The sequence below is a fragment of the Allokutzneria sp. NRRL B-24872 genome (genome assembly GCF_002155965.1).
Taxonomy (GTDB): domain Bacteria; phylum Actinomycetota; class Actinomycetes; order Mycobacteriales; family Pseudonocardiaceae; genus Allokutzneria.
Map to the genome: position 1 here is coordinate 1 of NZ_MUMH01000217.1, position 21794 is coordinate 21794.

Annotated in this window: 28 protein-coding genes and 1 pseudogene; 17 read left to right on the forward strand and 12 right to left on the reverse strand. The window is 70.7% G+C overall.

What is annotated here, in order from left to right; all coding sequences use genetic code 11:
• Nucleotides 1-825 (reverse strand): spermidine synthase (locus tag CCN37_RS36025; RefSeq protein ID WP_143261977.1); only part of this gene is annotated, 825 nt, incomplete at its 3' end.
• A 223-nt stretch (nt 826-1048) separates the two neighbouring features.
• Between CCN37_RS36025 and CCN37_RS41805 the strand changes: the two are divergent.
• From CCN37_RS41805 to CCN37_RS36035, 3 genes and pseudogenes are all read left to right on the forward strand, one after another.
• Nucleotides 1049-1246 (forward strand): annotated as a pseudogene (locus CCN37_RS41805) (cold-shock protein); the annotation flags it as partial.
• A gap of 30 nt (nt 1247-1276) precedes the next feature.
• The gene (locus tag CCN37_RS42490) at nt 1277-1972 is read left to right on the forward strand and encodes a cold-shock protein (RefSeq protein ID WP_371505597.1); all 696 of its coding nucleotides are present in this window, start codon (nt 1277-1279) and stop codon (nt 1970-1972) included.
• A gap of 131 nt (nt 1973-2103) precedes the next feature.
• The gene (locus CCN37_RS36035) at nt 2104-2733 is read left to right on the forward strand and encodes a LysE family translocator (protein ID WP_086829700.1); all 630 of its coding nucleotides are present in this window, start codon (nt 2104-2106) and stop codon (nt 2731-2733) included.
• A 7-nt stretch (nt 2734-2740) separates the two neighbouring features.
• Here CCN37_RS36035 and CCN37_RS36040 read toward each other — a convergent pair whose 3' ends face one another.
• The gene (locus CCN37_RS36040) at nt 2741-3160 is read right to left on the reverse strand and encodes a DUF1761 domain-containing protein (protein ID WP_086829740.1); all 420 of its coding nucleotides are present in this window, start codon (nt 3158-3160) and stop codon (nt 2741-2743) included.
• 49 nt (nt 3161-3209) lie between these two features.
• On the opposite strand from CCN37_RS36040, the gene CCN37_RS36045 reads away from it, so the two are divergent.
• Genes CCN37_RS36045 through CCN37_RS36055 form a run of 3 tightly spaced genes read left to right on the forward strand, consistent with a single transcriptional unit; the run spans nt 3210 to nt 4984 of the window.
• Nucleotides 3210-3833 (forward strand): helix-turn-helix domain-containing protein, encoded by a 624-nt coding sequence (locus tag CCN37_RS36045; RefSeq protein ID WP_246843516.1) that lies wholly within the window; start codon nt 3210-3212, stop codon nt 3831-3833.
• A gap of 36 nt (nt 3834-3869) precedes the next feature.
• Entirely contained in the window at nt 3870-4448 is a 579-nt protein-coding gene (locus tag CCN37_RS36050; RefSeq protein ID WP_086829702.1) for a GNAT family N-acetyltransferase, read from the forward strand.
• Nucleotides 4445-4984, forward strand: a complete 540-nt coding sequence (locus tag CCN37_RS36055) for a CGNR zinc finger domain-containing protein (RefSeq protein ID WP_086829704.1) — start codon at nt 4445-4447, stop codon at nt 4982-4984. The genes CCN37_RS36050 and CCN37_RS36055 overlap by 4 nt, the downstream gene beginning before the upstream one ends.
• Here the strand turns inward: CCN37_RS36055 and CCN37_RS36060 are convergent.
• Together CCN37_RS36060 and CCN37_RS36065 are read right to left on the reverse strand one after the other, a co-directional pair.
• Entirely contained in the window at nt 4954-5760 is an 807-nt protein-coding gene (locus CCN37_RS36060; protein ID WP_086829706.1) for an aminoglycoside 6-adenylyltransferase, read from the reverse strand. The genes CCN37_RS36055 and CCN37_RS36060 overlap by 31 nt on opposite strands.
• 26 nt (nt 5761-5786) lie before the next feature.
• A complete protein-coding gene (locus tag CCN37_RS36065; protein WP_086829708.1) occupies nt 5787-5981 on the reverse strand; it encodes an antitoxin in 195 nt (64 codons plus the stop codon).
• Between the two features lie 119 nt (nt 5982-6100).
• On the opposite strand from CCN37_RS36065, the gene CCN37_RS36070 reads away from it, so the two are divergent.
• From CCN37_RS36070 to CCN37_RS36080, 3 genes are read left to right on the forward strand one after another with little or no spacing between them, the layout of a single operon-like run.
• Entirely contained in the window at nt 6101-6646 is a 546-nt protein-coding gene (locus CCN37_RS36070) for a TetR/AcrR family transcriptional regulator (RefSeq protein ID WP_086829710.1), read from the forward strand.
• A complete protein-coding gene (locus CCN37_RS36075; RefSeq protein WP_210408364.1) occupies nt 6643-6972 on the forward strand; it encodes a multidrug efflux SMR transporter in 330 nt (109 codons plus the stop codon). The genes CCN37_RS36070 and CCN37_RS36075 overlap by 4 nt, the downstream gene beginning before the upstream one ends.
• Nucleotides 6965-7366: a DUF5360 family protein gene (locus CCN37_RS36080; protein ID WP_086829712.1), complete on the forward strand. Its 402-nt coding sequence runs from the start codon at nt 6965-6967 to the stop codon at nt 7364-7366. Before CCN37_RS36075 ends, CCN37_RS36080 begins: the two co-directional genes overlap by 8 nt.
• Here CCN37_RS36080 and htpG read toward each other — a convergent pair.
• The gene (htpG, locus tag CCN37_RS36085) at nt 7363-9270 is read right to left on the reverse strand and encodes a molecular chaperone HtpG (protein WP_086829714.1); all 1908 of its coding nucleotides are present in this window, start codon (nt 9268-9270) and stop codon (nt 7363-7365) included. The two genes, CCN37_RS36080 and htpG, sit on opposite strands and share 4 nt — an antisense overlap.
• 100 nt (nt 9271-9370) lie before the next feature.
• Between htpG and CCN37_RS36090 the strand changes: the two genes are divergently transcribed.
• A complete protein-coding gene (locus CCN37_RS36090; protein WP_143261978.1) occupies nt 9371-9775 on the forward strand; it encodes a hypothetical protein in 405 nt (134 codons plus the stop codon).
• Nucleotides 9776-9785: 10 nt separating this feature from the next.
• Nucleotides 9786-10184 (forward strand): NUDIX domain-containing protein, encoded by a 399-nt coding sequence (locus CCN37_RS36095; protein ID WP_086829718.1) that lies wholly within the window; start codon nt 9786-9788, stop codon nt 10182-10184.
• 5 nt (nt 10185-10189) lie between these two features.
• Here CCN37_RS36095 and CCN37_RS36100 read toward each other — a convergent pair whose 3' ends face one another.
• A complete protein-coding gene (locus tag CCN37_RS36100) occupies nt 10190-11236 on the reverse strand; it encodes a serine protease (protein ID WP_086829720.1) in 1047 nt (348 codons plus the stop codon).
• A gap of 134 nt (nt 11237-11370) precedes the next feature.
• Between CCN37_RS36100 and CCN37_RS36105 the strand changes: the two genes are divergently transcribed.
• Nucleotides 11371-12333, forward strand: coding sequence for a DUF5937 family protein (locus CCN37_RS36105; RefSeq protein WP_143261979.1), 963 nt, complete (start codon nt 11371-11373; stop codon nt 12331-12333).
• Nucleotides 12334-12605: 272 nt separating this feature from the next.
• Nucleotides 12606-13517 carry a prolipoprotein diacylglyceryl transferase gene (gene lgt, locus CCN37_RS36110; protein ID WP_086829746.1) on the forward strand — a complete coding sequence of 304 codons (912 nt, stop codon included), beginning with the start codon at nt 12606-12608 and terminating at the stop codon, nt 13515-13517.
• 1 nt (nt 13518) lies between these two features.
• Here lgt and CCN37_RS36115 read toward each other — a convergent pair whose 3' ends face one another.
• Both CCN37_RS36115 and CCN37_RS36120 read right to left on the reverse strand, forming a co-directional pair.
• Nucleotides 13519-14358, reverse strand: coding sequence for a hypothetical protein (locus CCN37_RS36115; protein ID WP_143261980.1), 840 nt, complete (start codon nt 14356-14358; stop codon nt 13519-13521).
• A 129-nt stretch (nt 14359-14487) separates the two neighbouring features.
• Nucleotides 14488-15396 (reverse strand): serine protease, encoded by a 909-nt coding sequence (locus CCN37_RS36120; RefSeq protein WP_246843517.1) that lies wholly within the window; start codon nt 15394-15396, stop codon nt 14488-14490.
• Between the two features lie 235 nt (nt 15397-15631).
• On the opposite strand from CCN37_RS36120, the gene CCN37_RS36125 reads away from it, so the two are divergent.
• A complete protein-coding gene (locus tag CCN37_RS36125) occupies nt 15632-17065 on the forward strand; it encodes an FAD-binding protein (RefSeq protein ID WP_168201020.1) in 1434 nt (477 codons plus the stop codon).
• On the opposite strand, the gene CCN37_RS36130 is transcribed toward CCN37_RS36125, so the two are convergent.
• Both CCN37_RS36130 and CCN37_RS36135 read right to left on the reverse strand, forming a co-directional pair.
• Nucleotides 17066-17617, reverse strand: a complete 552-nt coding sequence (locus CCN37_RS36130; protein WP_086829727.1) for a hypothetical protein — start codon at nt 17615-17617, stop codon at nt 17066-17068. It lies immediately after the preceding gene.
• A 148-nt stretch (nt 17618-17765) separates the two neighbouring features.
• The gene (locus tag CCN37_RS36135) at nt 17766-18107 is read right to left on the reverse strand and encodes a DUF6355 family natural product biosynthesis protein (protein ID WP_143261981.1); all 342 of its coding nucleotides are present in this window, start codon (nt 18105-18107) and stop codon (nt 17766-17768) included.
• 173 nt (nt 18108-18280) lie between these two features.
• Here CCN37_RS36135 and CCN37_RS36140 point away from each other — a divergent pair, with 173 nt between their 5' ends.
• Both CCN37_RS36140 and CCN37_RS36145 read left to right on the forward strand, forming a co-directional pair.
• Nucleotides 18281-18589: a putative quinol monooxygenase gene (locus CCN37_RS36140; RefSeq protein WP_086829731.1), complete on the forward strand. Its 309-nt coding sequence runs from the start codon at nt 18281-18283 to the stop codon at nt 18587-18589.
• Between the two features lie 16 nt (nt 18590-18605).
• A complete protein-coding gene (locus tag CCN37_RS36145) occupies nt 18606-19262 on the forward strand; it encodes a helix-turn-helix transcriptional regulator (RefSeq protein ID WP_246843518.1) in 657 nt (218 codons plus the stop codon).
• Here CCN37_RS36145 and CCN37_RS36150 read toward each other — a convergent pair.
• Both CCN37_RS36150 and CCN37_RS36155 read right to left on the reverse strand, forming a co-directional pair.
• Nucleotides 19259-19846, reverse strand: coding sequence for an N-acetyltransferase (locus CCN37_RS36150; protein WP_086829733.1), 588 nt, complete (start codon nt 19844-19846; stop codon nt 19259-19261). The two genes, CCN37_RS36145 and CCN37_RS36150, sit on opposite strands and share 4 nt — an antisense overlap.
• Nucleotides 19846-20436: a TetR/AcrR family transcriptional regulator gene (locus tag CCN37_RS36155; protein WP_086829735.1), complete on the reverse strand. Its 591-nt coding sequence runs from the start codon at nt 20434-20436 to the stop codon at nt 19846-19848. Before CCN37_RS36155 ends, CCN37_RS36150 begins: the two co-directional genes overlap by 1 nt.
• Nucleotides 20437-20864: 428 nt before the next feature.
• Between CCN37_RS36155 and CCN37_RS36160 the strand changes: the two genes are divergently transcribed.
• Entirely contained in the window at nt 20865-21671 is an 807-nt protein-coding gene (locus CCN37_RS36160; protein WP_168201021.1) for a helix-turn-helix transcriptional regulator, read from the forward strand.
• Nucleotides 21672-21794 lie beyond the last annotated feature (123 nt).

Genomic DNA, 21794 nt, shown 5'->3' on the forward strand with positions numbered 1-21794 from the left:
GTTCCGGGGGAGCGTGGGGGCGGTCATGGGGGCCGCGTCGGTGATGGGGATCGCCTTGGCGCACAAGCGTTTCACGGCCTCAGGAGTGACGCAGCGGGCGGGGAAGACGGCCGAGGCGGCGCGGCGGGTGAGGGTGTCGACGGGCAGCGGCTCGGCGGAGGCCAGGAGCACGACGTTGTCGAAGCGGCGCCCGCGCAGCACGCGGGGTTCGGCGAGCAGCAGCACGTGCTCGAAGGCGGTGAACAGCGTCGCGGACACGCGCTTGGTGAACTCCAGGCCGGGGCCGTCGAAGATGTTCGCGACGAGGCTGCCCTCGGGGCGCAGCACCCGTGCCATGTCCGCGAAGAACTCCACTGTGGACAGCGCGGAGGGCACGGCGTCGCGCTCGAAGGCGTCCAGCACGACGAGCTCGGCCGAGGCGTCGGGCAGCGCGGACAGTTCGGCGCGGCCGTCGCCCGCGCGCAGGGTCAGCCCGTCGACCTCGTGCAGGCGGAACTGCGACCACACCAGCTCGACCAGCTCGCCGTCGGCCTCCACGACCAGCTGCCGCGAGCCGGGCCGCGTCGCCGCGACGTAGCGGGGCAGCGTGCAGCCCGCGCCGCCGATGTGCACGGCGTCCAGGGGCGCTTCGGGCTCGCCGAGGCAGTCGATCACGTCACCGATCCGCCGCACGTAGTCGAACTCCAGGTGCGTCGGGTCGTCGAGGTCGACGTAGGACTGGGCGACCCCGCCGACGGAGAGCAGCCAGCCGTCGGGCCGGTCGAGGTCGTTGAGCAGCTCGGCCGTGCCGAAGCGCACGGGATGGCTGCCAGGGGTCGGGCTCATCGCCGGAAATCCTAGGACGCCGCCCACGATCCGGGAAACGGCGCCGACCCCTTCACAGCCGTTGCGGCGCTTGGACCTTGTCTCAGAACTCGGCGTGTCGCTGGGTGATCCAACGGCCCGCCCACTGGCTCCGCACCGCCCACCTGTGGGCCCGGCCCAACGGACCGGAGGTCTGTCAGAGAGACTGGGGGCCAGTGCCCGTCCTCTCGACCTGGAGTCTTTGATGCCGCAAGGGACAGTCCGCTGGTTCGACGCCGAACGGGGTTTCGGCTTCCTCGCGCCCGAGGACGGCTCGCCGGACGTGTTCGTGCACGCCTCCGAGATCGTCGGGGACGGCGGCGCGAAGGTGCTCCGCGAGGGTCAGGCCGTGGTGTTCGAGGTCGGCGAGAACGACCGCGGGCCCCAGGCGCTGCACGTTCGCGTCACCGCCGAAGCGGCCACCGGCAGTGCCGTGGGCCTGCTCGGCACCGTCAACTGGTACGAGCCGGGCAAGGGGTACGGCTTCGCGTCGCCGGACGGCGGCGGCGCCGACGTCTTCGTGCACAGCTCCGCCATCGTGACCGGCGGCGTGGTCACCGAGGGGCAGCGGGTGGCCTTCCTGGTCGTCGAAGGCGAGCGCGGCCCGCAGGCCGGGCACGTGATCCCGCTGGGAGCAGGGGCCGGCGCACCCGCCGCGGCTGGTGTCGGGGACGGTGCCGACGGCACGGTGGCCTGGTACGACGAGGACAAGGGCTTCGGCTTCATCAACCCCGACACCGGCGCCGGGGACATCTTCGTTCACGCCCGGTCCCTGGCCGAGGGGCTGACGTGGCTCGCGGAGGGCGACCGCGTCGCCTACGAGGTGGCCAGTGGAGACAAGGGCCCGCAGGCCCGCGACGTGCACCTGGTCCGGGGCGTCGAGCCCCAGACGGCCCCAGCGCCTGCCGCAGCGCGGGACGTGCCCGCACGAGGCGGCGAGGGCGTCGTCGCGCGCTACGACGCCGAGCGCGGCTTCGGCTTCATCACCCCGGACGCGGGCGGCGACGATCTCTTCGCCCACGTGTCCGTGATCATGGGCTCGGAGCCGCTGCAGAAGGGTGACCGGGTCCGGTACGCGGTGCGTCAGAGCGACCGGGGCCCGCAGGCCGACCGCGTCGAACTCCTCTGACGAGGCGGCCCCGCCGAGAGCTGCCCGGAACCGCATCCGAGCTGCTCGGGACGTCGTCAGGGCGGCCAAGACCGGCAGGTTGCGCAGTGACACCCCCTTGAGGTTTGAGACCGGGGCTTAGTGTTTCGGGCATGGATCACGTGCTCGCCTTCACGCTCGCCGCCTTCGTCGTGGTCGTCATCCCCGGGCCCTCGGTGCTGTTCGCGGTCAGCCGCGCCATCGCCTACGGCCGGACCGCGGCCCTGCTCACCGTGCTCGGCGGGGCCATCGGCAGCTTCGTCCTGGCCGCCGCGGTGGCAGCGGGGCTCGGTGCGGTCCTCCAGACCTCGGCGCTGCTGTTCACCGCCGTCAAGCTCGTGGGCGCGGCGTACCTCGTCCACCTGGGCATCAAGGCGTTCCGGAAGCGGCGCGAGCTGCGTTCCGCCTTCGAGGCCGGGGCGGGCAACCCGGTCAGCGGGCGCCGCACCGTCGTCGAGGGCTTCGTGGTCGCCGTGACCAACCCGAAGTCGGGTGTGTTCTTCGCGGCCGTGCTGCCGCAGTTCGTCGACCCGGTCGGCAACGTCGCGGGTCAGATGCTGGTGTTCGGCGCGATCTTCGCGGTCCTCGCGCTGGTGATGGACAGCGCGTGGGGCGTGCTCGCCGGGGCCGCGCGCTCGTGGTTCGGCCGGTCCTCGCGCAGGCTGGACATGATGGGCGGCGCGGCCGGGCTGACCATGGTCGGGCTCGGCGTCGGCCTGGCCGTCACCGGCCGCAAGGACTAGCGCGCGGCTACGGCAGCAGGCCGATCGGGATCGCCATGCCGAGGAACAGCACGAGCTGGTAGGCGCTGTTCAGCGCGGTGAGCCGACCGGGCTTCTGCTCGAAGCCGTTGTGCTGTGCCAGGGTGGACAGCGAGAAGCCCAGCCAGGCCACGAGCCCGACCGCCAGTGCGACCCAGGGGGAGTTGGAGCCGAAGAAGCCGGACGCGACGGAGCTGGCGGAGGCCAGCGCCAGCGCGGTGAGGACGATCGACGCCACCAGGACGACGAACGGCCGCTTGCCCGCTCGCTCGGAGTCCTCCTTGGTCACCCCGGTCAGCTTCCGCCACAGGCCGCCGGCCAGCCCCCAGTCGCTGTACCAGAGCCAGGCGATCGCCATGCCGACCGCGGTCGCGGCCACGACCGCGAGCCAGCTGATGCTCAGCTCCACAGGTCCTCCTCTGCTCGACACACCCGCTGTGCGGTTGATAAAATCAAGCGTGGTTGAAAAAGGCAAGCGGTCCTACGGGCAGTTCTGCGCCCTCGCGCGCTCGCTGGACGTCGTCGGTGACCGGTGGACGCTGCTCATCGTGCGTGAGCTGCTGCCGGGGCCGATGCGCTACACGGAGCTGAAGACCGCGCTCGACGGCATCGCGACGAACCTGCTGGCTGAGCGGCTGAAGTCCTTGGAGGCGAACGGGATCGTCGAGCGCCGCCTAGAGGACGCGGGCGTCGGCTACGCCCTCACGCCATGGGGCGCCGGGCTGCGGGAGCCGATGGAGGCGCTCGGCCGGTGGGGCGTGCCGCTGCTGGCCACGGGCCAGGGCGACGACGTTTTTCGGCCGCGCTGGCTGACCATGGCACTGCCTGCTCTCATGCGCGGCGCGACCGCCTCCCCGCCCGTCGAGCTCGGCATCGAGACGGACGGTTTCCTTCTGTCCCTGAGGATCGACGAGAACGGACCGAGTGCTTCCGTGCCCGATCAGCGGCCAGCTTCGGTGCTCACCGCCGTTCCTGACGTGGTCGTTGCCCTGGCCACGGGTGCGATCACCGTCGAGCAGGCCCTCGCGGCAGGCGAGTTCGAGGGCGACGCGAACGTCCTCCGAGCCGCGTTCGCCGGATAACTGTTAAAGCGGCGCAGAACGGTTACTCATGTGGTCATGGGCACCTCGCAGATGCAGGTTCGGCCGCTGACGCCGGACACGTGGGACGACTTCGAAACCGTGATGGGCTCCAACGGGGGAGCGCGCGGCTGCTGGTGCATGCACTGGCGTCTCAGCATCCAGGAGTGGATGGAGGGCAAGGGCGACGGCAACCGGGCCGCGATGTGCGAGCTGGCCAAGCGCGACACACCTCCCGGCGTCGTGGCCTACCTGGACGACGAACCGGTCGCCTGGTGCGCGTTCGGCGACCGCTCGGAGTACCCGCGCATGCGCCGCTCCCCGTTGCTCAAACCCGTCGACGACGAGCGCGTGGTCAGCCTGACCTGCCTGTTCGTCAAGAAGGGGCGGCGCGGCGAAGGACTGTTCACGGAGCTGATCAGCGCGGTGTGCGACCACCTCGCCGAGACCGCCGAAGCTCGCACGGTCGAGGCGTATCCGATGGAGCCCGCAGACGGTCGCAAGGCGGGCGCCGACACCGCGATGACCGGCATCGCGAGCGCGTTCCTCGAAGCTGGCTTCACCGAGGTCGCCCGCCCGCGAAGTGACCGTCCAGTGCTCAGGTACTCGCTGCGGTGAGCACGGCGTGGACCGATGATCACTTCATCGCAGGGGACCTCGCGCTCGACTTCGCGAACACCGTCTACCGCCGCACGCCGGAGCTTGGCGCCGACCTCTTCGACAGCGCAGAAGCTCTCGCCGCCTGGTTCCGTCACGCCGGTTTTCCTTGCCCTGAAGCCACTTTGACGCAGGCTCGTGCGCTGCGCGGGCACATCTGGACGGTCTTCGACGCGCAGTTGGCTGGCCGCGAACTGTCCCTCGACGATCTCCTTGAAGCGGCGCGTTGCCGTGACGTCTCCGTGGGAGCGGGCGGCTCCGCGAAGGCGCGCACTGGAAAGGGGGCGCTCGCGGTCGTTGCGCTGCACGCGATCAGGCTCGTGCTGAGCCCACCGGCGCGGCCGGTGTGCTCATGTGACGGCTGCGGCTGGTTCTTCGTCGACACCTCGCGTGGCCGCCGCAGACGGTGGTGCAGCATGAAAACCTGCGGGAACCAGGCCAAAGCGGCGCGCTTCCGCTCACGCGATCAGAACGCCTGCTCGGCCGCCTCGGGGTAGGTGAAACCGTTGCGGCGCGCGACATCGCGGGCCAGGTCGGCGAAGAGCGCGCCGGTCGCGGAGGCGGCGCGCAGCACGTCATCGGCGGCGAAACCGGCGAACAACGCGTCCACTCGCTCCCACACGCCGGGCGCGGCCCACTCGCGCATGCGGACGCCGTTGTGCCAGACGTCGTGCTCGACGCCGAAGTGGCTCACCGCGTGCCATTCGATCATGGTCAGCAGCAGTTCCTTGGTGCCCGCGTCGCGCAGCTTCGCCACCCACAGCTCGCCGCGCGCGACGTAGCGGGGGATGTGGCCCAGCTCGAACCAGAACTCCTCGCAGTGCTCGCGGAACTCCTGCTCGTCGGGCAGCTCGTTCGCGGGCGCCGCACCGGAGGCGGCGGGCATGGTCGCGGCGACGCCGTCGAGATCGAGCAGCACCTCGTAGCCGCGCTCGTGCAGGTCGTCCAGCTCGCCGGTCAGCTCGTGCAGCCGCGACACGGGCACGATCTGGAAGTCAACCTTCGAACCGCCTTCGAAGACCACCAGGCGCGCGGGGTTGTCCCACGGGCCGTCCAGACCGACCCCGGCGAGCACGGGGCCGAGGTCGTCCAGCCAGTCGCTCTCGCGGTAGGGCTCGGGATCGGTGCTGTACAGCTCGATGTCGTGGTCAGACCACTCGTCGGCCGCACCCCTCGCCCGCGAACCGGTGCGCAGCACGGCCCGGATGTCGGGCCGTGCGCGCACCCAGTCCAGCAGTCGCGGGATGACCAGCTCGCCGTTCTCGAAGATCACCGCCGCAGCGTAACGACGCGCGATGCTCAGGTCTGGCGATTGCGGATCTGCTCCTTGAGGGCGTCGCCGCCCTTCTGCACGTGCTCCGCGTGCTTGCCGCCGGTCTTCTCGTTGGCGAACTCCGACGCCTTGTCCACGCCCTGCTCGGCCTTGTCACCGTGCTTGCCGAGCTGGTCCAGCGCCTTGTCCTTGAGCTCGTTGAACTTGTCGCCGAGGCCCATGGGGCTCTCCTCTCTTCCCGGGGAACGGTCAGGCAGCGGTTACCCGGGGCGGGGCCGCGAACACGTCGGCGCCCCGAACGAGGGACGAACTGTACCGTCCAGACGGTATAGTTCGCCGCATGACCGAGACCCGGACCAAGCTGCTGGACGCCGCCGCCGACATCGTCGTGCGCGAGGGCGCCCAGCACCTGACCCTGGACGCCGTCGCCGAGCGCGCCGGGGTGAGCAAGGGCGGCCTGCTCTACCACTTCCGCAGCAAGAACGCCCTGGTCGAGGCCATGGTGGAGCGGATGGTCACCGAGTTCGACGCCGCGATGGAGGCCACGCCCGGCCAGCCGCGCGCCGTCACCCGCGCCTACCTGACCGCCACGATCGGGCGCGAGTGGAGCCCGAGCGGCGACTCCGAGTCCGACCGCCTGGTGTCCGCGCTCTTCGCCGCGACGCTGGTCGAACCGAGCGCGCTGGAGCCGCTGCGCGCGATGTACGCGCGCTGGCAGGAGCGGCTGGAGGGCGACGGCATCGACCCGGCCGTGGCCACGCTCGTGCGGATGGCCGTCGACGGCTGGTGGCTGTCCCGGCTGGCCGGGCTCTCCCCACCAGGACCCGACCTGCACGCCCAGGTCTTCGCCCTGCTCTCCGACCTGATCGACCGGGAGGACTCGTGATCGCCTGGATCGCCCTCGCCAGCGCGGTGGCGCTGGAGACCGTCGCCACGCTCACCCTGCGCGCGCTCTCCCGCGAGTTCCGGTTGCTGCCGCTGATCGTCGTCGTTGTCGGCTACGCGGCGGCGTTCGCGCTGATGACGGTGTCACTGCGCACGCTCAACGTCGGCGTCGTCTACGCGATCTGGTCCGGCGTCGGCACGGCGGCCGTCGCGGTGATCGCCGCCTTCGCCTTCAAGGAAACCCTGACCCCGGCCGCGGTCGCCGGGATCGCGCTGATCATCACCGGCGTCGTCGTGCTCTCGCTGAACGGGGCCGGACATGCGTAGCGCGTGGATCAAGCGCTCGATGCTGGCCACCGACGTCGGGTTCCTGGCCTACTGGGTCGCCACGGCCGCCCAGCTCATCCCGCCGTACCCGGAGCGCGTGCTCGTCGACTGGAACTGGTCGTTCGTGGTGCTGGACGTCTTCGCCAGCGTCCTCGGGCTGATGGCGTTGTGGCGCTTGAGAAGCGGGGCTCCTGGCGCGGAGCAGCTGATCCTGCTCTCGCTGGCGCTGACCCACGCCGCCGGGCTCAACGCCCTGGTGTTCTGGTCGCTGCGCTGCGAGTTCGACCTCGCGTGGTGGGCGCCGAACCTGTGGCTGACGCTGTTCCCCGTCGTCGCGGCGGTGGTGCTGCTGCGGCCGCGCCTCACCGGAGGCGCGGCCGCAGCCACCGGCTAGAGCGTGCGCTCCAGGCGGTCGGCGAGCACGCGGATGAACTTCGCCGGGTCGGTGAGGTCGCCGCCCTCGGCCAGCACGGCCATGCCCAGCAGCAGCTCGGCGGTCTCGCCGAGACCGGCCTCATCGGGGCGCTCCTCGTGCGCCTTGCGCAGGCCGGTCACCAGCGGGTGCCCGGGGTTGAGCTCCAGGATGCGCTTGACCTTGGGCACCTCGTGGCCCATCGCCCGGTACATCTTCTCCAGGTTCGGCGCGAGGTCGTGGGTGTCGCCGACCACGCACGCCGGGGAGGTGGTGAGCCTGCTCGACAGGCGCACCTCCTTGACGCTCTCGCCGAGGTGCTCGCCCATCCAGCCCAGCAGCCCGGCGAAGTCCTTGGCCCGCTCCTCGCGGTCGGTGCCGGAGTCGTCGTCGGCGTCCAGCTCGACCTCGCCCTTGGCGATGGACTTCAGCTGCTTGCCGTCGAACTCGGTGACCGCGTCGACCCACATCTCGTCGATCGGGTCGGTGAGCACCAGGACCTCGAAACCCTTGGCCTGGAAGGCTTCCAGGTGCGGGGAGTTCTCGATGACCGCGCGCGAGTCGCCGGTCATGAAGTAGATGTCCTGCTGGCCGTCCTTCATCCGCTCCACGTACTCGCGCAGCGTGGTCTGCTTCTCAGCATCCGCGGTGGACCCGAACGAGCAGATCTCCAGGACCGCGTCGCGGTTGTCCGGGTCAGCGACCAGGCCTTCCTTGACCGCCTTGCCGAACTCGCCCCAGAACTTCGCGTACTTCTCACCGTCGTTGGCCTGGAGATCCTTCACCGTGGCGAGGATCTTCTTCACCAGGCGCTTGCGGATCAGCTGGATCTGGCGGTCCTGTTGCAACGTCTCGCGGGAGACGTTGAGCGAGAGGTCCTGCGCGTCCACGACACCCTTGACGAAGCGCAGGTACTCCGGGAGCAGCGACTCGCAGTCGTCCATGATGAACACGCGCTTGACGTAGAGCTGGACACCGCGCTTGCCGTCGCGCATGAACAGGTCCAGCGGCGCGTGCGAGGGGATGAACAGCAGCGCCTGGTACTCGAAGGTGCCCTCCGCGCGCAGCCGGATCGTCTCCAGCGGCTCGGCCCAGTCGTGCGCGACGTGCTTGTAGAACTCGGTCAGCTCGGCCTCGGTCGTCTCCTCCTTCGGACGCGCCCAGAGCGCCTTCATGGAGTTGACGGTCTCGACCTCGGGCGCAGCGCCTTCAGCGCCCTCTTCGGAGCGTTGCTTCTCCATCCGGATCGGCCAGGTGATGAAGTCGGAGTACCGCTTGACGATCTCGCGGACCTTCCACGACGAGGTGTAGTCGGCGGTCTGCTCGTCGGCGTCGGCGGGCTTGAGGTGCAGCGTCACCGAGGTGCCCTGCGGGGCGTCCGCGACGGCCTCGATGGTGTAGGTGCCGGCGCCGCCGGACTCCCACTTCGTCCCGGTGTCCTCGCCCGCGCGGCGGGTCACCAGCGTGACCTGGTCGGCCACCATGAAGCTGGCGTAGAAGCCGACGCCGAACTGGCCGATCAGCTCCTGCGCTCCTGCCGCGTCCTTGGCGTCCTTGAGCTGCTTCAGGAACTCGGCCGTTCCCGACTTGGCGATGGTGCCGATGAGCTGCACGACCTCCTCGCGGGACATGCCGATGCCGTTGTCCCGCACGGTCAGCGTGCGCGCGTCGGCGTCGAGGTCGACCGCGATGTGCAGGTCCTCGGTGTCGACGGCGAGATCCTTGTCCCGGAACGACTCCAGGCGCAGCTTGTCCAGCGCGTCGGAGGCGTTGGAGACCAGTTCCCGCAGGAACGCGTCCTTGTTCGAATAGATCGAGTGGATCACCAGCTGGAGCAGCTGGCGCACTTCGGCCTGGAACTCGAACGTTTCCACCTGGGCGTTCACGGGGCTCCCTCCACGAGAAGTGACGACCCCCCATTATGGACGGTGCGCCCGCTCAGGCAGTTGCCGGAGGCCGCTTGTGCCGGTGCCTACCATGATCGGGGTGACCGAGCCGGAGGAGCGCGATCCCGCGCACCGCCCCCGCAGCGTGGAGGCCGCCGTGCTGGCCTGGGCCGCGGTCGGCGCGCTTGCCCTGGTGTTCGGCGTCGCCAACCTTCTCTCCGGGACCGATCCGGCCGCGCCCGCCAACAGCGCCGCGCTCTTCGGCGGGCTCACCGTGCTGTGGTGCGCGAAGAACCTGCGCTCCGGCTGGCGCGGACCGCGGATCTACCTGGCCCTGGCCGCTCCGGTGCTGGCCTACCTCGTGGCCGCCGCGCTGGTGTCCGGGCGCGCGCTCTCCTCGCCCGCGCTCGTGCTCCTGCTCGCCGGTCCGCTGGCCGTCGCGGGAACCGTGCTCATGTTCCTGCCCGAGGCCAACGCCTACGTGCGGGAGATGACCCGGCGCTAGGGTCTGCACCGTGACCGTCATCGACAAGATCGGCTGGGTGCTGCTGGAGGAGGGCCGCCTGCTGTGCGCGCGCTCCTACGGCAAGCAGCGCTTCTACGTGCCCGGCGGCAAGCGCGATCCCGGTGAGAGCGACGTGCAGGCGCTCGTGCGGGAGATCGAGGAGGAGCTCGCCGTCGTCGTCGCGCCGGAGACCGCCCGCCACGTCGGCACCTTCCAGGCGCAGGCCGACGCGAAGGCGGACGGCGTGCTGGTCTCGGTGGCCTGCTACACCGCCGAGCACTCCGGGACCCCCGCTCCCACCAGCGAGATCGAGGAGATCCGCTGGCTGGGCTACGCGGAGCGGGAGCTGATGTCGGCGACCGGCCGGTTGATCTTCGACGCGCTGCACGAGCGCGGCGAGCTGCGCTGAGCCGTTCAGCTGCCCGCGTCGGCCTTCTTGTAGATGTCGTAGGCGATCTTGCCGAGCAGTGAACCGTTCATCTTCGTCGAACCGCCGGTGGAGTTCGTCGACACCAGGTAGCCGACGCCCTTGACGTCGTCGAAGCGGGTGTACCACGGGCCGCCGGAGGAGCCAGGGGTCATCTTGCACGGGATGGTGAAGGTGTTGTCGCGGTTGGCCGTCCAGGTCGGCGAGGCGCAGCTGCGCATCTGGGTCCCGTCGAACGGCGGCGCGCTGGGGTAGCCGAGCGAGCGGATGCTCTCCGAGGCCGCGTCGAAGGCTTGGCCCTGGCCGCCGAGCGCGTCCTCGATGTTCTTCCCGCCCAGCGGGCGCATGCGCAGGTACGCGATGTCGTAGGACCAGCCCTCGCCGACGGCGCCGCCGCTGGCGTTGAGCTTGGCCTTCTGCTGGAACTCCACCGGCGCGTAGAGGGCCTCCGCGGTCCACCGGCCGTACGGGGCCTGCCCGGCGGTGTCACCGGGGATGAACAGGACGTTGTCCGCCCAGCTGCCGTTGCGCTTGCCGGAGTAGTCCCAGACGCAGTGCGCCGCGGTGGCCACGATGACCCCGGAGTCGGAGTTGACCACCGAGGCCGAGCAGAGCCCGTTGTAGCCGCCGGCGTAGGACATGTACAGGCGGCCCATCGTGGTGGCGGTGAGCCCCGCCCTCGTCCAGACGTCCCCGCTGTCGTCCCTGGGCAGCGGCTTGGTCGGCCCGACCGGGCCCGAGGTCGGGTGGATGATCACGCCGACCGGCTCGTCCTTGGGCACGTCGGTCATCTGGCCCGGCTGCGGCTGGCGCGGCTGGGCGGAGCGCATCCGCTCCGCCGACCAGTAGTCGTTGACCTGCTGCGGCGTGCTGGTGAACACCTTGCGCAGGTCACTGGCCTGGGTACCGGCCAGTTCCTCCTCGACGTTCCTGGTCGACGGCCCGGCCTTCGGCGTGCCGGGCAGCGCGGTGGTGCACGCGCCGAGCGCGGTGATGGCCGCCAGTACGGCGAGCGCGGTGCGCAGGTGTCGCATTCGGTTTCCCCCACTTATCGCTGGTGCGAGGGGATGTTAAGGCACTTGCGCCGTCGCGTTTGTACGAACCGTGTATGTGCCCTTGTTTCACTGCGCGCGGGCGGACACGACGAGCACGGCGAGTGGTGGGTGCATTGATTCGACTGCACGTGAGCCCGGCGGTCTTCCAGACGACGCGCTTCTCCGACGGGCCGCTGCCGCTCGTCGAGCTGGTCGGCGCCCTGATGCGCGTTCGCTCGCCCATCGCCCGGTGGCGCCCGCCCGAGGCGGTCCGCCCGCTGTTCGACCTGTTCTCCGACAGGGGAGAGGTGCCGGACTTCCTGCTCTCGCGGCGCACGGAGATCGGTGCGGCGCTGGAGGAACTGGCGATGACACCCGCGACCCGGCTGCGCTGCGAGCTGATGTCGGCGTTCCAGGGCAGACCGCGCGCCGCGTGGCTGCACGGGCTCGCCTCGGGGGAGCGCTCCGCCCGCGCCGTCCTGCTGCGCGCCGTCGAGGCAGGTCACCGCGCGCTCGTCGAGCCGACATGGGCCGAGATCGCCGCCACCGCGCACACCGACCTCGCCCATCGCGGGCGCATCCTGTTGCGCGAGGGCCTTGCCACGGCGATCGCGTCGCTGCCGTCCACCATCGGCCACCGCGGCCTGACCGTTGATGTCGACAACCCCGTCGACCGGGGCGTTCCCGTCGAGCACGGGCTCGTCTTCGCCCCGTCGTGCCTGCTCCCCGGCACGTTGGTGATCACCGGCGGTCGCGGGGAGCCCGTCACCGTGGTCTACCCAGCTCCGCTCGCCCCCGTTCGCGCGCGCGTGGGTCGCTCCGACAGCCTCGCCGCGCTCCTCGGCTCCCGCCGCGCCGCCGTCCTGCGCGCCGCAGCCGTGCCGCGCGGGACCACCGAGCTGGCCGCTCAGGCCGGGATCAGCCTCTCCTCGGCCTCCGAGCACGCCAGCGCGCTGCGCAACGCCGGGCTGATCATGACAACGCGCGCCGGGCGGAAGGTCCTGCACACCGCGACCGAGCTGGCCGACGCCCTGCTCGCCGCGTGCGACCCACCCCTGGCGGCGGCGTCCGCAAGACCCGCATCAGGAGGCCGCTGACGGCCGCTTCCCTCGGACGCACTGTCCACAAAGGACTCAGGGCTCGGCAAGGCACCCGGAACGCCCCCGCAGCGGGTAAACTGGGTCCGTGCACTCCACCCACGCGTACCCCTGATCGTGTGCTGGTGCGGCTGGGATTCCCCGTTTCGTACTCCAAGCGGTGAAGAGAGCGCTTCCAAATCCCGCTAGGAGTACGAATCGGGTTGTCGGGCGGGTGGGCGCGGTGGGTTCACAGGGGTTGTACGCGGGGTGGCTAGCGTGTGCGCGTGCTCATGTCGACGGCCTTCCTCTCGACGATTCCCAGCCCGCCGCAAGGGGTGTGGGAGATCGGCCCGCTGCCGGTCCGCGCGTACGCGGTGTTCACCATCCTCGGGATCGCCGTCGCCATCTGGTGGGGTGACAAGCGCCTGGTCGCCAGGGGCGGCCCGGCCGGGGTGGTCGGCGACGTCGCGGTGTGGGCGGTGCCCTTCGGCGTGGTGGGCGGCCGGATCTACCACGTGATCACCGACAACCACCTGTACTTCGGCGAGGGCAAGGACCCGGTCCGCGCGCTCTACGTCTGGGAGGGCGGCCTCGGCATCTGGGGCGCGATCGCCCTGGGCGCGGTCGGCGCGTGGATCGGTTGCAGGCGCAGAGGTGTTCCGTTGCCGGTGTTCGCCGACGCGGTGGCGCCGGGGATCGCGGTCGCGCACGCGATCGCCAGGATCGGCAACTACTTCAACCAGGAGCTGTACGGCTCGCATACCACGCTGCCGTGGGGCCTGGAGATCTACCAGCGCGTCAACGCCAATGGTCAGCTCGACCAGCTCAACGGCGTCTCCAACGGCATCCCGCTCGCGGAGAGCCCGGTGCACCCGACGTTCCTCTACGAGCTGCTGTGGAACCTCGGCGTCGCGGCGCTCGTGGTCTACGCGGACCGCAAGCTGCGCCTGGGCCACGGCCGCGCGTTCGCGCTCTACGTCGCGGCGTACACGTTGGGGCGGACGTGGATCGAGATGATGCGCACTGACCCCGCGACGCTCGTCTTCGGGGTCCGGGTGAACGTGTGGGTGTCGGTGCTGGTGTGCGTCGGCGCGCTGGCGTGCTTCTTCTGGGCGCGCAGGAGGGGCTCGCGCGAGGACCTCGGCGCTCGCGAGAACGAGGACGAGGCCAAGCCCGAGCCGTCCGTCCTGCCGCCCGGATAGCTCAGAAGCTCTTGCGCCGCTCGGGTTTCGCCGTGGTGTCCGCGACATCGGGGTCGTGCCGCTGCGCGAGCAGCTTGCCGTCCCACGTCGCGCCGACGCAGAACTGGGCGTAGCCGGTGATCGGCGTCTCCACGATGCCCGGCGCGTTGGCCTTCTCGGGCTGGTTGTTGGCGAAGGAGTCCAGGTAGTGGGTGACGTTGAGGACGCGCCCGGTGCCGGTCGGCGGCGTGTACGCGAGGACGCCGATGAACTCGGTGATCATGTGGAGCTGGTCCTCGTCGGAGGACTCGCCGGGTGCGTCGGTGTTGGTCATGAGCTCGCCCTTGGCGGCCAAGCCGGCGCGCGGCCCGTCGTAGGCCCACTTGGCGGTGCCGAACGCGGCTGTGATCGCGTCGAGCCCGGTGGTGTGGGCCGTGGTGCCGCGGTCGAAGTACACGTAGCCCGGACCCGTCGACTGCGTGCTGAAACCCTTGTCGGTGGCGGCTTTCGTGGCCTTCGCCGCGCGGACGAACCGCACGTAGCGGACGTGCGCGGGGTCGATCTCGCCCAGGTCGAAGGCGATCTCGTGCACCGGCTGCACGGCCTTGGTCCTGCGCTTGTGCGTGAAGTCGGTGACCTCGCGGCTGGTCTTCACCCGCGCGGCGCGGTACAGCGTCATGGTGGCGGGCACCTCCTGCTTCAGCTTGGCGCGCTCGGTCAGCGCGTCGGCCTGGCGGTCGGTGAGCGTCCACGCCTTGTTCGGGGAGGCGTGCAGCAGCGCGCCCTTGCTCGTCGGCAGCGCGGCGAACAGGGTCAGGATCTCTTTGTCGTCAACGGGTGTCGTGGTCACGGGGTGGCTCATGCTCCCTGAGTAGCAGTGCGCCAGGGTCCGGACTGAGCACCCGGCGCGAACCGTGATGCCCGCGCCGGGTGATCGTGATCCAATCGGTTGTGTTCTATGGAGAGCGCAAACCCTTGTGCGACAGGCGGTTCAGAGTGTGCCCGCGCTCGCGTGCAGTGCGCGCACCGCGTCGGTGAAGGCCGCGCCGCTGAGGTCGGTGGTGACGCCCTCCTCGTTCACCGTGCCCCTGCTGGTGACCGCGAAGATCGTGCCCCGGCCCGTCACCGGGTCGAAGCCGCGCAGCCACGGGCCGCCGCTCGCTCCGCCAGCCAGGTCGCAGTCGGTCTCCCACGCCGCGAAGACCGAGTTGGTCCGCAGCGTCGCCGGTCGCGCGCACGACACCAGCGCCTCGCCCCGGTTCAGCTCCGAGACGGGGTAGCCGAGCGCGGTCGCGTCCACTGGCGAGGCGACGGCGTCGAAGGAGATGGCCTGCGAGCCCGCCACGTCCTCGACGTGCTCGCCGTCGACCGGGTCGAAGGCCACGACCGCGTTGTCGTCCTCACCGCTGGAGGGCCCCCGGTAGGTGTCCGACCAGGCGAACGCGCGCGCCGCGAACACGCCGTGCGGGCGCTCGCCCCGGTCGTAGCCGGGCACGAACACCACGTTCACGATCGTGATCGGGTTCTCCCAGCGGTCGGTGCCGCCGTTGAGGCAGTGCCCGGCGGTGAACACCACGTCCCTGGTGGAACTCGGTACCACGGTGGCCGTGCACGAGAGGTCCTCGCCCTTGGAGGTCGACACGAACAACCGCCCGATCCCGGCGGGCTTCGCGCCCGCGTAGGGCTTGGCGAGCTTCTCCGCCGGCGCCACGTCGCCCTCGCCGACGGCCCTCATCCGCTCGGGCGTCCAGTGCGCCAGCGCGGCGGCCCGGTCCGCCTCCGACACCCTGGTGACCACCTGACCGGCCTCGGCCGCGTTGGCGGGGACCGTCGCGGCCAGTGCCGTGCCGATGACGGCGGCGGTCAGGCCCAATGCTCTCCACGTCGCTCTCCTCGTCATGCAAGGGAGACGCCTCAGCGCGAAAGAGGTTCAGTCCTCCTTGTCCGTCCACTGTGGACAAGTCAGGCGCATGCCTGACTGGCGCGCGCGGCAAACGCCCACATCGGAGCCGGACACGCGCCGACACACCCGGCCGCGTGGGCGAAGAGCACTGCGCGCGTTGAGGATGGTGCTGCCCGCGGCGCGTCGGACTCGCCCGCGGCCCCTGTTCGCCCAGCTACTCCAGGAGTCCACAATGGACCAGACAGCACTTGTGACACGACAGATCCGGGCCTTCGACCCGCCGAGCGGGCGGTGGCTGCTGGAACCCGGTTCCGGTGGGGTCGCCGTCCCGGCGCTCGCCGGTGAGTTCACCCGACCCGCCACGAGCGGGGAGTCCGCGGGTGACCTCGGCAACACGATCACCGCCTCCCCGTCCGCCGTCCTGAAACCCGCTTCGGCGAAGGACGTCGCCGCGATCGTCCGGTTCTGCCACCGCTTCGGGATCACCGTGGCCGCGCGCGGGCACCACCACACCACCCACGGCCAGTCCCTCGCGCCGGGCGGGGTCGCGATCGAGATGACGGCGCTCGACCGCGTCCACGGCGTCTCCGACGGTCTGCTGCACGCCGACGCGGGTGCCAGCTGGCGCGCGGTCCTCGCGTGCGCGGTCGAGCACGGACTGCGCCCGGCCGGGCTGCCCGGCTACCTGGAGCTCACCCTCGGCGGAACGCTGTCGGTGGGCGGGATCGGCCAGGAGCACCGCGAGGGCGGGTTCGTCGACCGCGTCGTGGAGCTGGAGATCGTGACCGGGACCGGCGCGCTCGTGCGCTGCTCGCGGACCCGCGAGGCCGGGCTGTTCGCGGCGGCGCTGGGCGGTCTCGGCCAGGTCGGGATCATCACCGCCGTGGTGCTGGAACTGCTGCCCGCCCCGGAGAGCGCGCTGGCGCTCACCCTGCCCTACACCGACTCCGCCGAGGCGTTCGCGGCGGTGCGCGCGCTGGCCGGGCAGGAGGAGGTGGACGGCGTGTTCTGCGTCGTGGTGCCGCCGACCGCCACGACGCCGCCGGTGTTCCAGGTCCTCGCGCACCAGTGGTTCACCGGCACCGCGCCGAATCCCGCCGCCGCGCTGGGCGCCGTCCCGGTACCGATCAGCCCGCCGCAGGTGGAGACGCGGTCCTATGTGGAGCACGTGACCCGCTTCGACCGGCTCATCGAGGGCATGCGCCGCAGTACCACCTGGGACGCCGAGATCAAGCCGTGGTTCGACGTGTTCCTGCCCGACAACTCGGCGGAGTCCTTCGTGGGCGAGGCCGTCGCGGGGCTGACCGAGGACGACTGGGCCGCGCCGCTGGGCTTCGTGCTGGTGCACATCCACCGCCGCGACGCCTTCACGTGCCCGCGCCTGCGGGTGCCGGAGGACACCGAGTGGGTGTGGCTCTTCGACGTCCTCACGACGTCCCGGCCCGGCCACGCCCCGGACTTCGCCGCGCGCATGCTGGAGCGCAACACCCGCCTGTGGGCGGACGCCGAGGCATTGGGCGGTGTGCTCTACCCGATCGGCTCGCAGGAGCTCGACGGCGAGCACTGGCGGCGGCACTACGGCGACACGTGGCCGGAGGTGGTGGAGACCAAGCGCCGCTACGACCCGGCGGGCATCCTCACGCCGGGCGCGCGCACCGGCTGGTGATCACCGCTGCCGACGCAGCAGCGCCGCCTCCTCTGGGGAGAGGTGGAAGTGGAACTCGGAGCCGTCGCGCCAGCGGATGCGCTGCCTGGGGAGGATGACCTTCGGGGCGTGCGGCGCGGCCTCGTGCCACAGCACCGTCGGCGGTGCGGCGGAGGTGGGATCGGCGAAGCTGAGCCCGGTGTCGATGACGGCGACGTGCGAGGCCGACACGACCAGCCACGGCGACCTCGCCGAGCGCGCGGCGTCGACCAGTCCGAGCGCCTGAGCGTTCTCCGGCCCGGTGACACTGCCGTCGCGGCCGAACACGCTGCCCCACTCGCCGCTGCCCATGACGAGGAAGGCGTTGACCACCCCGCCGACGGTGCCCCTGACGATGTTCCAGAAGAACCGCCGGATCAGCTTGCGGCCCTTGAGGGTGCCGTCCTTGCGGCGGCCGGGCACGTCGAAGCCGGGCTTGACGTCGTCGAGGAAGACCACGGTCACCGGCTCGCGCCAGCTGTCCTCGGCGAGCTCCCGCGCGCTCTGCCGGAACTCGGGTTTCGGTACCACCATGAGCAGGCAGGTTAGGGCACGCGCCGGACGGGATCGCGACGTTGGGCGGTCGTTCGTCGCGACCCGTCCGGCGCGCAGGTGACGGCCGCCTCCTGAATGGGGACGGGCGGCGGCCGTCAGCCGGGACGGGCACCCGGCGTCTTGAGGATCAGCAGAGCTGTCCGGTGTAGTACGGCGCGGTGAGGATGTCGCGGCGGACACCGACGTACCACTCCTCGCCGGGGCCGACGCACTTCTTCGCGATGATCGGGAACGTTCCGCCCCGGAGACGGGCCGCCACGCTCACGCGGCTGCCGTCGTTGGTGCAGTGCCGGTACCAGCTCTGGTCGTCGCCCAGGTCGCCGGTGCCCGCGCTCTTCCAGAAGGAGCCGCCCGCGCACGGCGCCGCAGCGGTCGCGGCGGTCGCCTCGGTGGCGCCGGGAGCCATGACGAGCCCGCCCGCGAGGACGGCTCCGATGACGGCGGACTTCATGCTCTGGGACGAGGGCACGGTCTTCTCCTTGTGCGACAACGAGCTACCGGGACATCGAAACAATGGCTCAGGTGTTCGCCCATGGGTCGAAGGTGGTAGATCCACATCGGACGGTCGTGTCCCGGAAAACCGTGACGCTGTACAGGAATTCGGATGTGCTCCGCCAGCAGTGAGGGTGGTAGGGCCGTGACGTGAAAACCACCAAGACCATGACCGGTGCCCTCGCCGCCGAGCTCCGGGACGTGAAGCCCGCTCTCCATAACGCTTTCGTCGCCGCCGCGCAGACCGAGCCGGGTACGCTCACCTTCACCGCCGCGCCTTACCCCGCCGTCGCGGGCCGGTTCCTGCTCTCCGAGACCTACGCCGACAAGAGGGCGTGGGAATCCCACCGCAACGGCAAGTGCTGCGCGGACTTCTGCACCGCCGTCAACGGTCACGTCACCGGGCCGAACCTGGTGGTGGAGGGCGTGTCGATCCCGGTCTCGATCCGCCTCACCTGAGCTGATGCCGGGCGGCGTGCGGAGCAGGAGTGAGGTCAGCGAGTTCCTCCGGTCGCGGCGAGCGCGCCTGCGGCCGGAGAACTTCGGGTTACCGGGGCAGGGGCTGCGCCGCGAGGAGCTGGCCGGGCTCGCCGGGGTCAGTGTTGAGCACTACGCGTGGCTGGAGCAGGGCAGGGGGCGCCAGTTCTCGCCGAGCGTGCTGGACGCCGTCGCGCGAGTGCTGCGCCTGGACGGCGACGAGCGCGCGTACCTGCACCGGATCGCGGCCTCCGGCGGAGCGGGACCCGAACCCGCCTACGTCGTCGGCCGCCGCTCCGAGGTGCTGGCGTGGAACCGGTTGGCCGCCGCGCTGGTCGTCGACTTCGGCGCTATGGAGGCACGCAACCGCACCTTCGCCAGGTTCGTGTTCCTGGACGAGACCTCGCGCCGCCTCTACGCGAACTGGTCGACCAAGGCCTCCGACGTCGCGGCCTACCTCCGGCGCAGCCTGGGGCGGCATCCCGACGACCTCGCGTTGCGCGCGCTCATCGACGAGTACACGGCCAGCAGCCCGGACTTCCGGCACTTCTGGGAGGAGCGCCGCGTCGGAGCCGGGCCAGGCGCTGATCATGTACTCCGCCCGGCCCGGCTCCCGCGAGGAGGTGGCGCTGCGCCAGCTCGCCGCCGGGGCTAGAGGTCCAGGCGCATGGACACGTAGGCCGTGAAGCCGACGCGCCCGGTGTGCTTCTGCGGGACGCGGTGGTACTCGGTGAAGCCGAGCTTGCGGTAGAGCGAGAGCGCGCCCTCGTTGGTGTCCTTGATCTCCTCCAGCACGAAGGTGCGGAAGCCCGACGTGGTGATGAGGTGGCGCAGCAGCGTGGTCGCGGCACCGCGCCGTTGGTGTTCGGGGGCGGTGGCGACGAAACCGATCTCCGCGGCTCCCTCGGGCACGGTGCTGGAGACGGCCATGAAATGCTTGCGCACCACGAAGAAGCAGATGGTGCCGCGCATCAGTCCGAGGTGTTTGCGCAGCGGAGCCCACTTCGGGGCGAAGCACTGCTCCGTGCCGGAGGTGAGCGTGGCGACCGCCGCGGGCTCGCCGTCGATGCGGGCGACGTGGAAGCGGTCGAGCAGCAGCATGTGCGCGAAGGCGTCGGTGAGCTTGCCGGTGTCCTTGGAGAAGTAGGCGAAGTCCTCGGCGAAGCCGCTCGTGAACACCTCGGTGACGCGCCGCCGCGCGTCTTCGCCGAGGTTGTCGGCCCGGGTCACGGTGATCATCAGTTACCCCCGTCCAGCAGGCGCAGCACCACGGCGGCCGAGGGGACGGCCGAGGGGCCCGACGCCATGCGCATCGTCACTGCCCCGGACAACAACGACAGCAGTACCGCGACCACGTCCGCGATGTCCTCGGCTGGGAAGCGCTCGGCGCGCGCGATCGAGGTCTCCAGCGCCTGCCGGAATGCATCGTGGCTGGCGAGCAGGCGTTCGCGCGCACCTGCGGGCTCGTCGCTGAGGAACGCCTGGTTGACCACCACGGAGAACTCCGCGGCGCCGTCGTCGCCGGTGATGTCGTCGAGGTAGAGCTCAAGGAACCGCGCCAGCGCCGCGTGGCCGTCCGGGGCCGCGGCGAGTTCGCGTGCTCGCTGGTCGAGCCCGATCGCCGCGCGGTCGAGCACGTCGGCGAACAGCTCGTCCTTCGTCGCGTAGTGCCGGTAGATGAGCCCGACGCTCACCCCGGCCTCGGTGGCGACGTCGCGGATGCTCGCGGCCGCGTAGCCGCGCCGGGCGAAGACCCGCACCGCGTGGGTGAACACGGTCTCCCTGCTGGCGCTGCGCAACGCCTCGTTCTGCGCGGCTGTCCTCGGCACGCTGCCCCCAAGTTTTGGATGAACTTTCGTTCACTCTACACCGCGAGGTTCGTGCCCGTCTGTCCGGCTTCGTTATCGATCGTTGACCGGGTCGTCAAGCGCGCCGCATCACGGGCGTGAGAGGGATTCCTGCCGGGGTGAGCGCATTTCTGCCGGTTGTTCTGCCGGTTTTTTCGTGAGTTTTCGTCCGATTGTCAAGTGGTTTCATGTTCGTCCGCATCCAAACTGCATAAATAGCGTTTACCGAACCTTTAGTGACTCATCCGATCGTGTGTCATACGGTGCAGTTCTGCGGTCCGGGCCAGGGCTGCGGGTAGGGATCGGCGTTTGGTGTCGGAGGCGCCGTTGTTCTGGGGGTAATAAAATTGAGTGTTCTTCGGGTATGTGCGGACAGTAGTTCTGCGGACCTGTTGGGCGGCGAGTTCGCGGTGCTGTTGCGTTCCCTTCGGGAACAGGCGTGTCTGACTCAGGAGGAGCTGGCGGAGCGGTCCGGGTTGAGCATCAGGGCGATCTCGGACCTGGAGCGCGGGCGGACCAGCAAGCCGCACCGCCGCTCCGTCGTGCTGCTGGCGCGGGCGTTGGGGATCGAGGGCGAGTCGCTGGAGGGCTTCCGCAGGACGGCCAGGCGCAAGGCCGGTCCCGGGCCGGTGGGCGCGGTGCGCTCGTGGGAACCGGCGGCCGAGCACAGGATCGGTGACCGGCAGATCGTCGAACGGCAGGTGGTCGACCGCAAGGACGCGGTCGAGCGGGATCGGACGCGGCGGCTCGAGGAGTGGATGCGCGAGATCCTGGTGCAGGAGCCCGGTCCGTACGGAGGCTCACGCGTGGTCGAACTGGTCGGGGGACCGGACTCGGACACGACCGGGCTGGCGGTCCGGGTGGCGTCGCGGGTGCGCGGGAGCTTCCCCGACGGGCGGTTCTACCTCGACGTGGCGGCCGAATCGCGCGGGACCGCCGGTCTCGTCGACCGGCTGTTGCGGGTGCTCGGTGTCGAGACCCCCGAGGACGCTTCCTCGGGAGACCGGCTGTCCGCGCTGCGCTCGCAGTTGCGGTCCCGCCACGCCGTGCTGGTGCTCGACAACGTTGCCGACGCAGTGGCACTGCGGCCGATCCTGGCCGTCGGAGGAACCTGCGCGGTCATCGTGATCGCCCGCCGCAGGCTCGCGCTCTTCGACGGCGTCTGGACGGTGGACGCCCCGGCGACGCGGCGCTACGCGACGGCGAGAACCGCATAGCGGGCGCGCTCGGGTCACGGGGGTTGGGCGGTCTTCAATGCCGTCCAACCCCTTTCTCTTTGGTCGGCGTCGACCGCGCTCAACGTGGAAAGGGGCCGGAACCGCCTAAGGGATGTCTCGTAA

Bases quoted from the DNA above. Each gene is read 5' to 3' on its own strand.
- CCN37_RS36035 (WP_086829700.1), top strand. From the start codon at position 2,104: ATGGATCACGTGCTCGCCTTCACGCTCGCCGCCTTCGTCGTGGTCGTC.
- CCN37_RS36050 (WP_086829702.1), top strand. From the start codon at position 3,870: ATGGGCACCTCGCAGATGCAGGTTCGGCCGCTGACGCCGGACACGTGG.
- CCN37_RS36065 (WP_086829708.1), bottom strand. From the start codon at position 5,981: ATGGGCCTCGGCGACAAGTTCAACGAGCTCAAGGACAAGGCGCTGGAC.
- CCN37_RS36070 (WP_086829710.1), top strand. From the start codon at position 6,101: ATGACCGAGACCCGGACCAAGCTGCTGGACGCCGCCGCCGACATCGTC.
- CCN37_RS36080 (WP_086829712.1), top strand. From the start codon at position 6,965: ATGCGTAGCGCGTGGATCAAGCGCTCGATGCTGGCCACCGACGTCGGG.
- CCN37_RS36100 (WP_086829720.1), bottom strand. From the start codon at position 11,236: ATGCGACACCTGCGCACCGCGCTCGCCGTACTGGCGGCCATCACCGCG.
- lgt (WP_086829746.1), top strand. From the start codon at position 12,606: ATGTCGACGGCCTTCCTCTCGACGATTCCCAGCCCGCCGCAAGGGGTG.
- CCN37_RS36115 (WP_143261980.1), bottom strand. From the start codon at position 14,358: ATGAGCCACCCCGTGACCACGACACCCGTTGACGACAAAGAGATCCTG.
- CCN37_RS36120 (WP_246843517.1), bottom strand. From the start codon at position 15,396: ATGACGAGGAGAGCGACGTGGAGAGCATTGGGCCTGACCGCCGCCGTC.
- CCN37_RS36125 (WP_168201020.1), top strand. From the start codon at position 15,632: ATGGACCAGACAGCACTTGTGACACGACAGATCCGGGCCTTCGACCCG.
- CCN37_RS36130 (WP_086829727.1), bottom strand. From the start codon at position 17,617: ATGGTGGTACCGAAACCCGAGTTCCGGCAGAGCGCGCGGGAGCTCGCC.
- CCN37_RS36150 (WP_086829733.1), bottom strand. From the start codon at position 19,846: ATGATCACCGTGACCCGGGCCGACAACCTCGGCGAAGACGCGCGGCGG.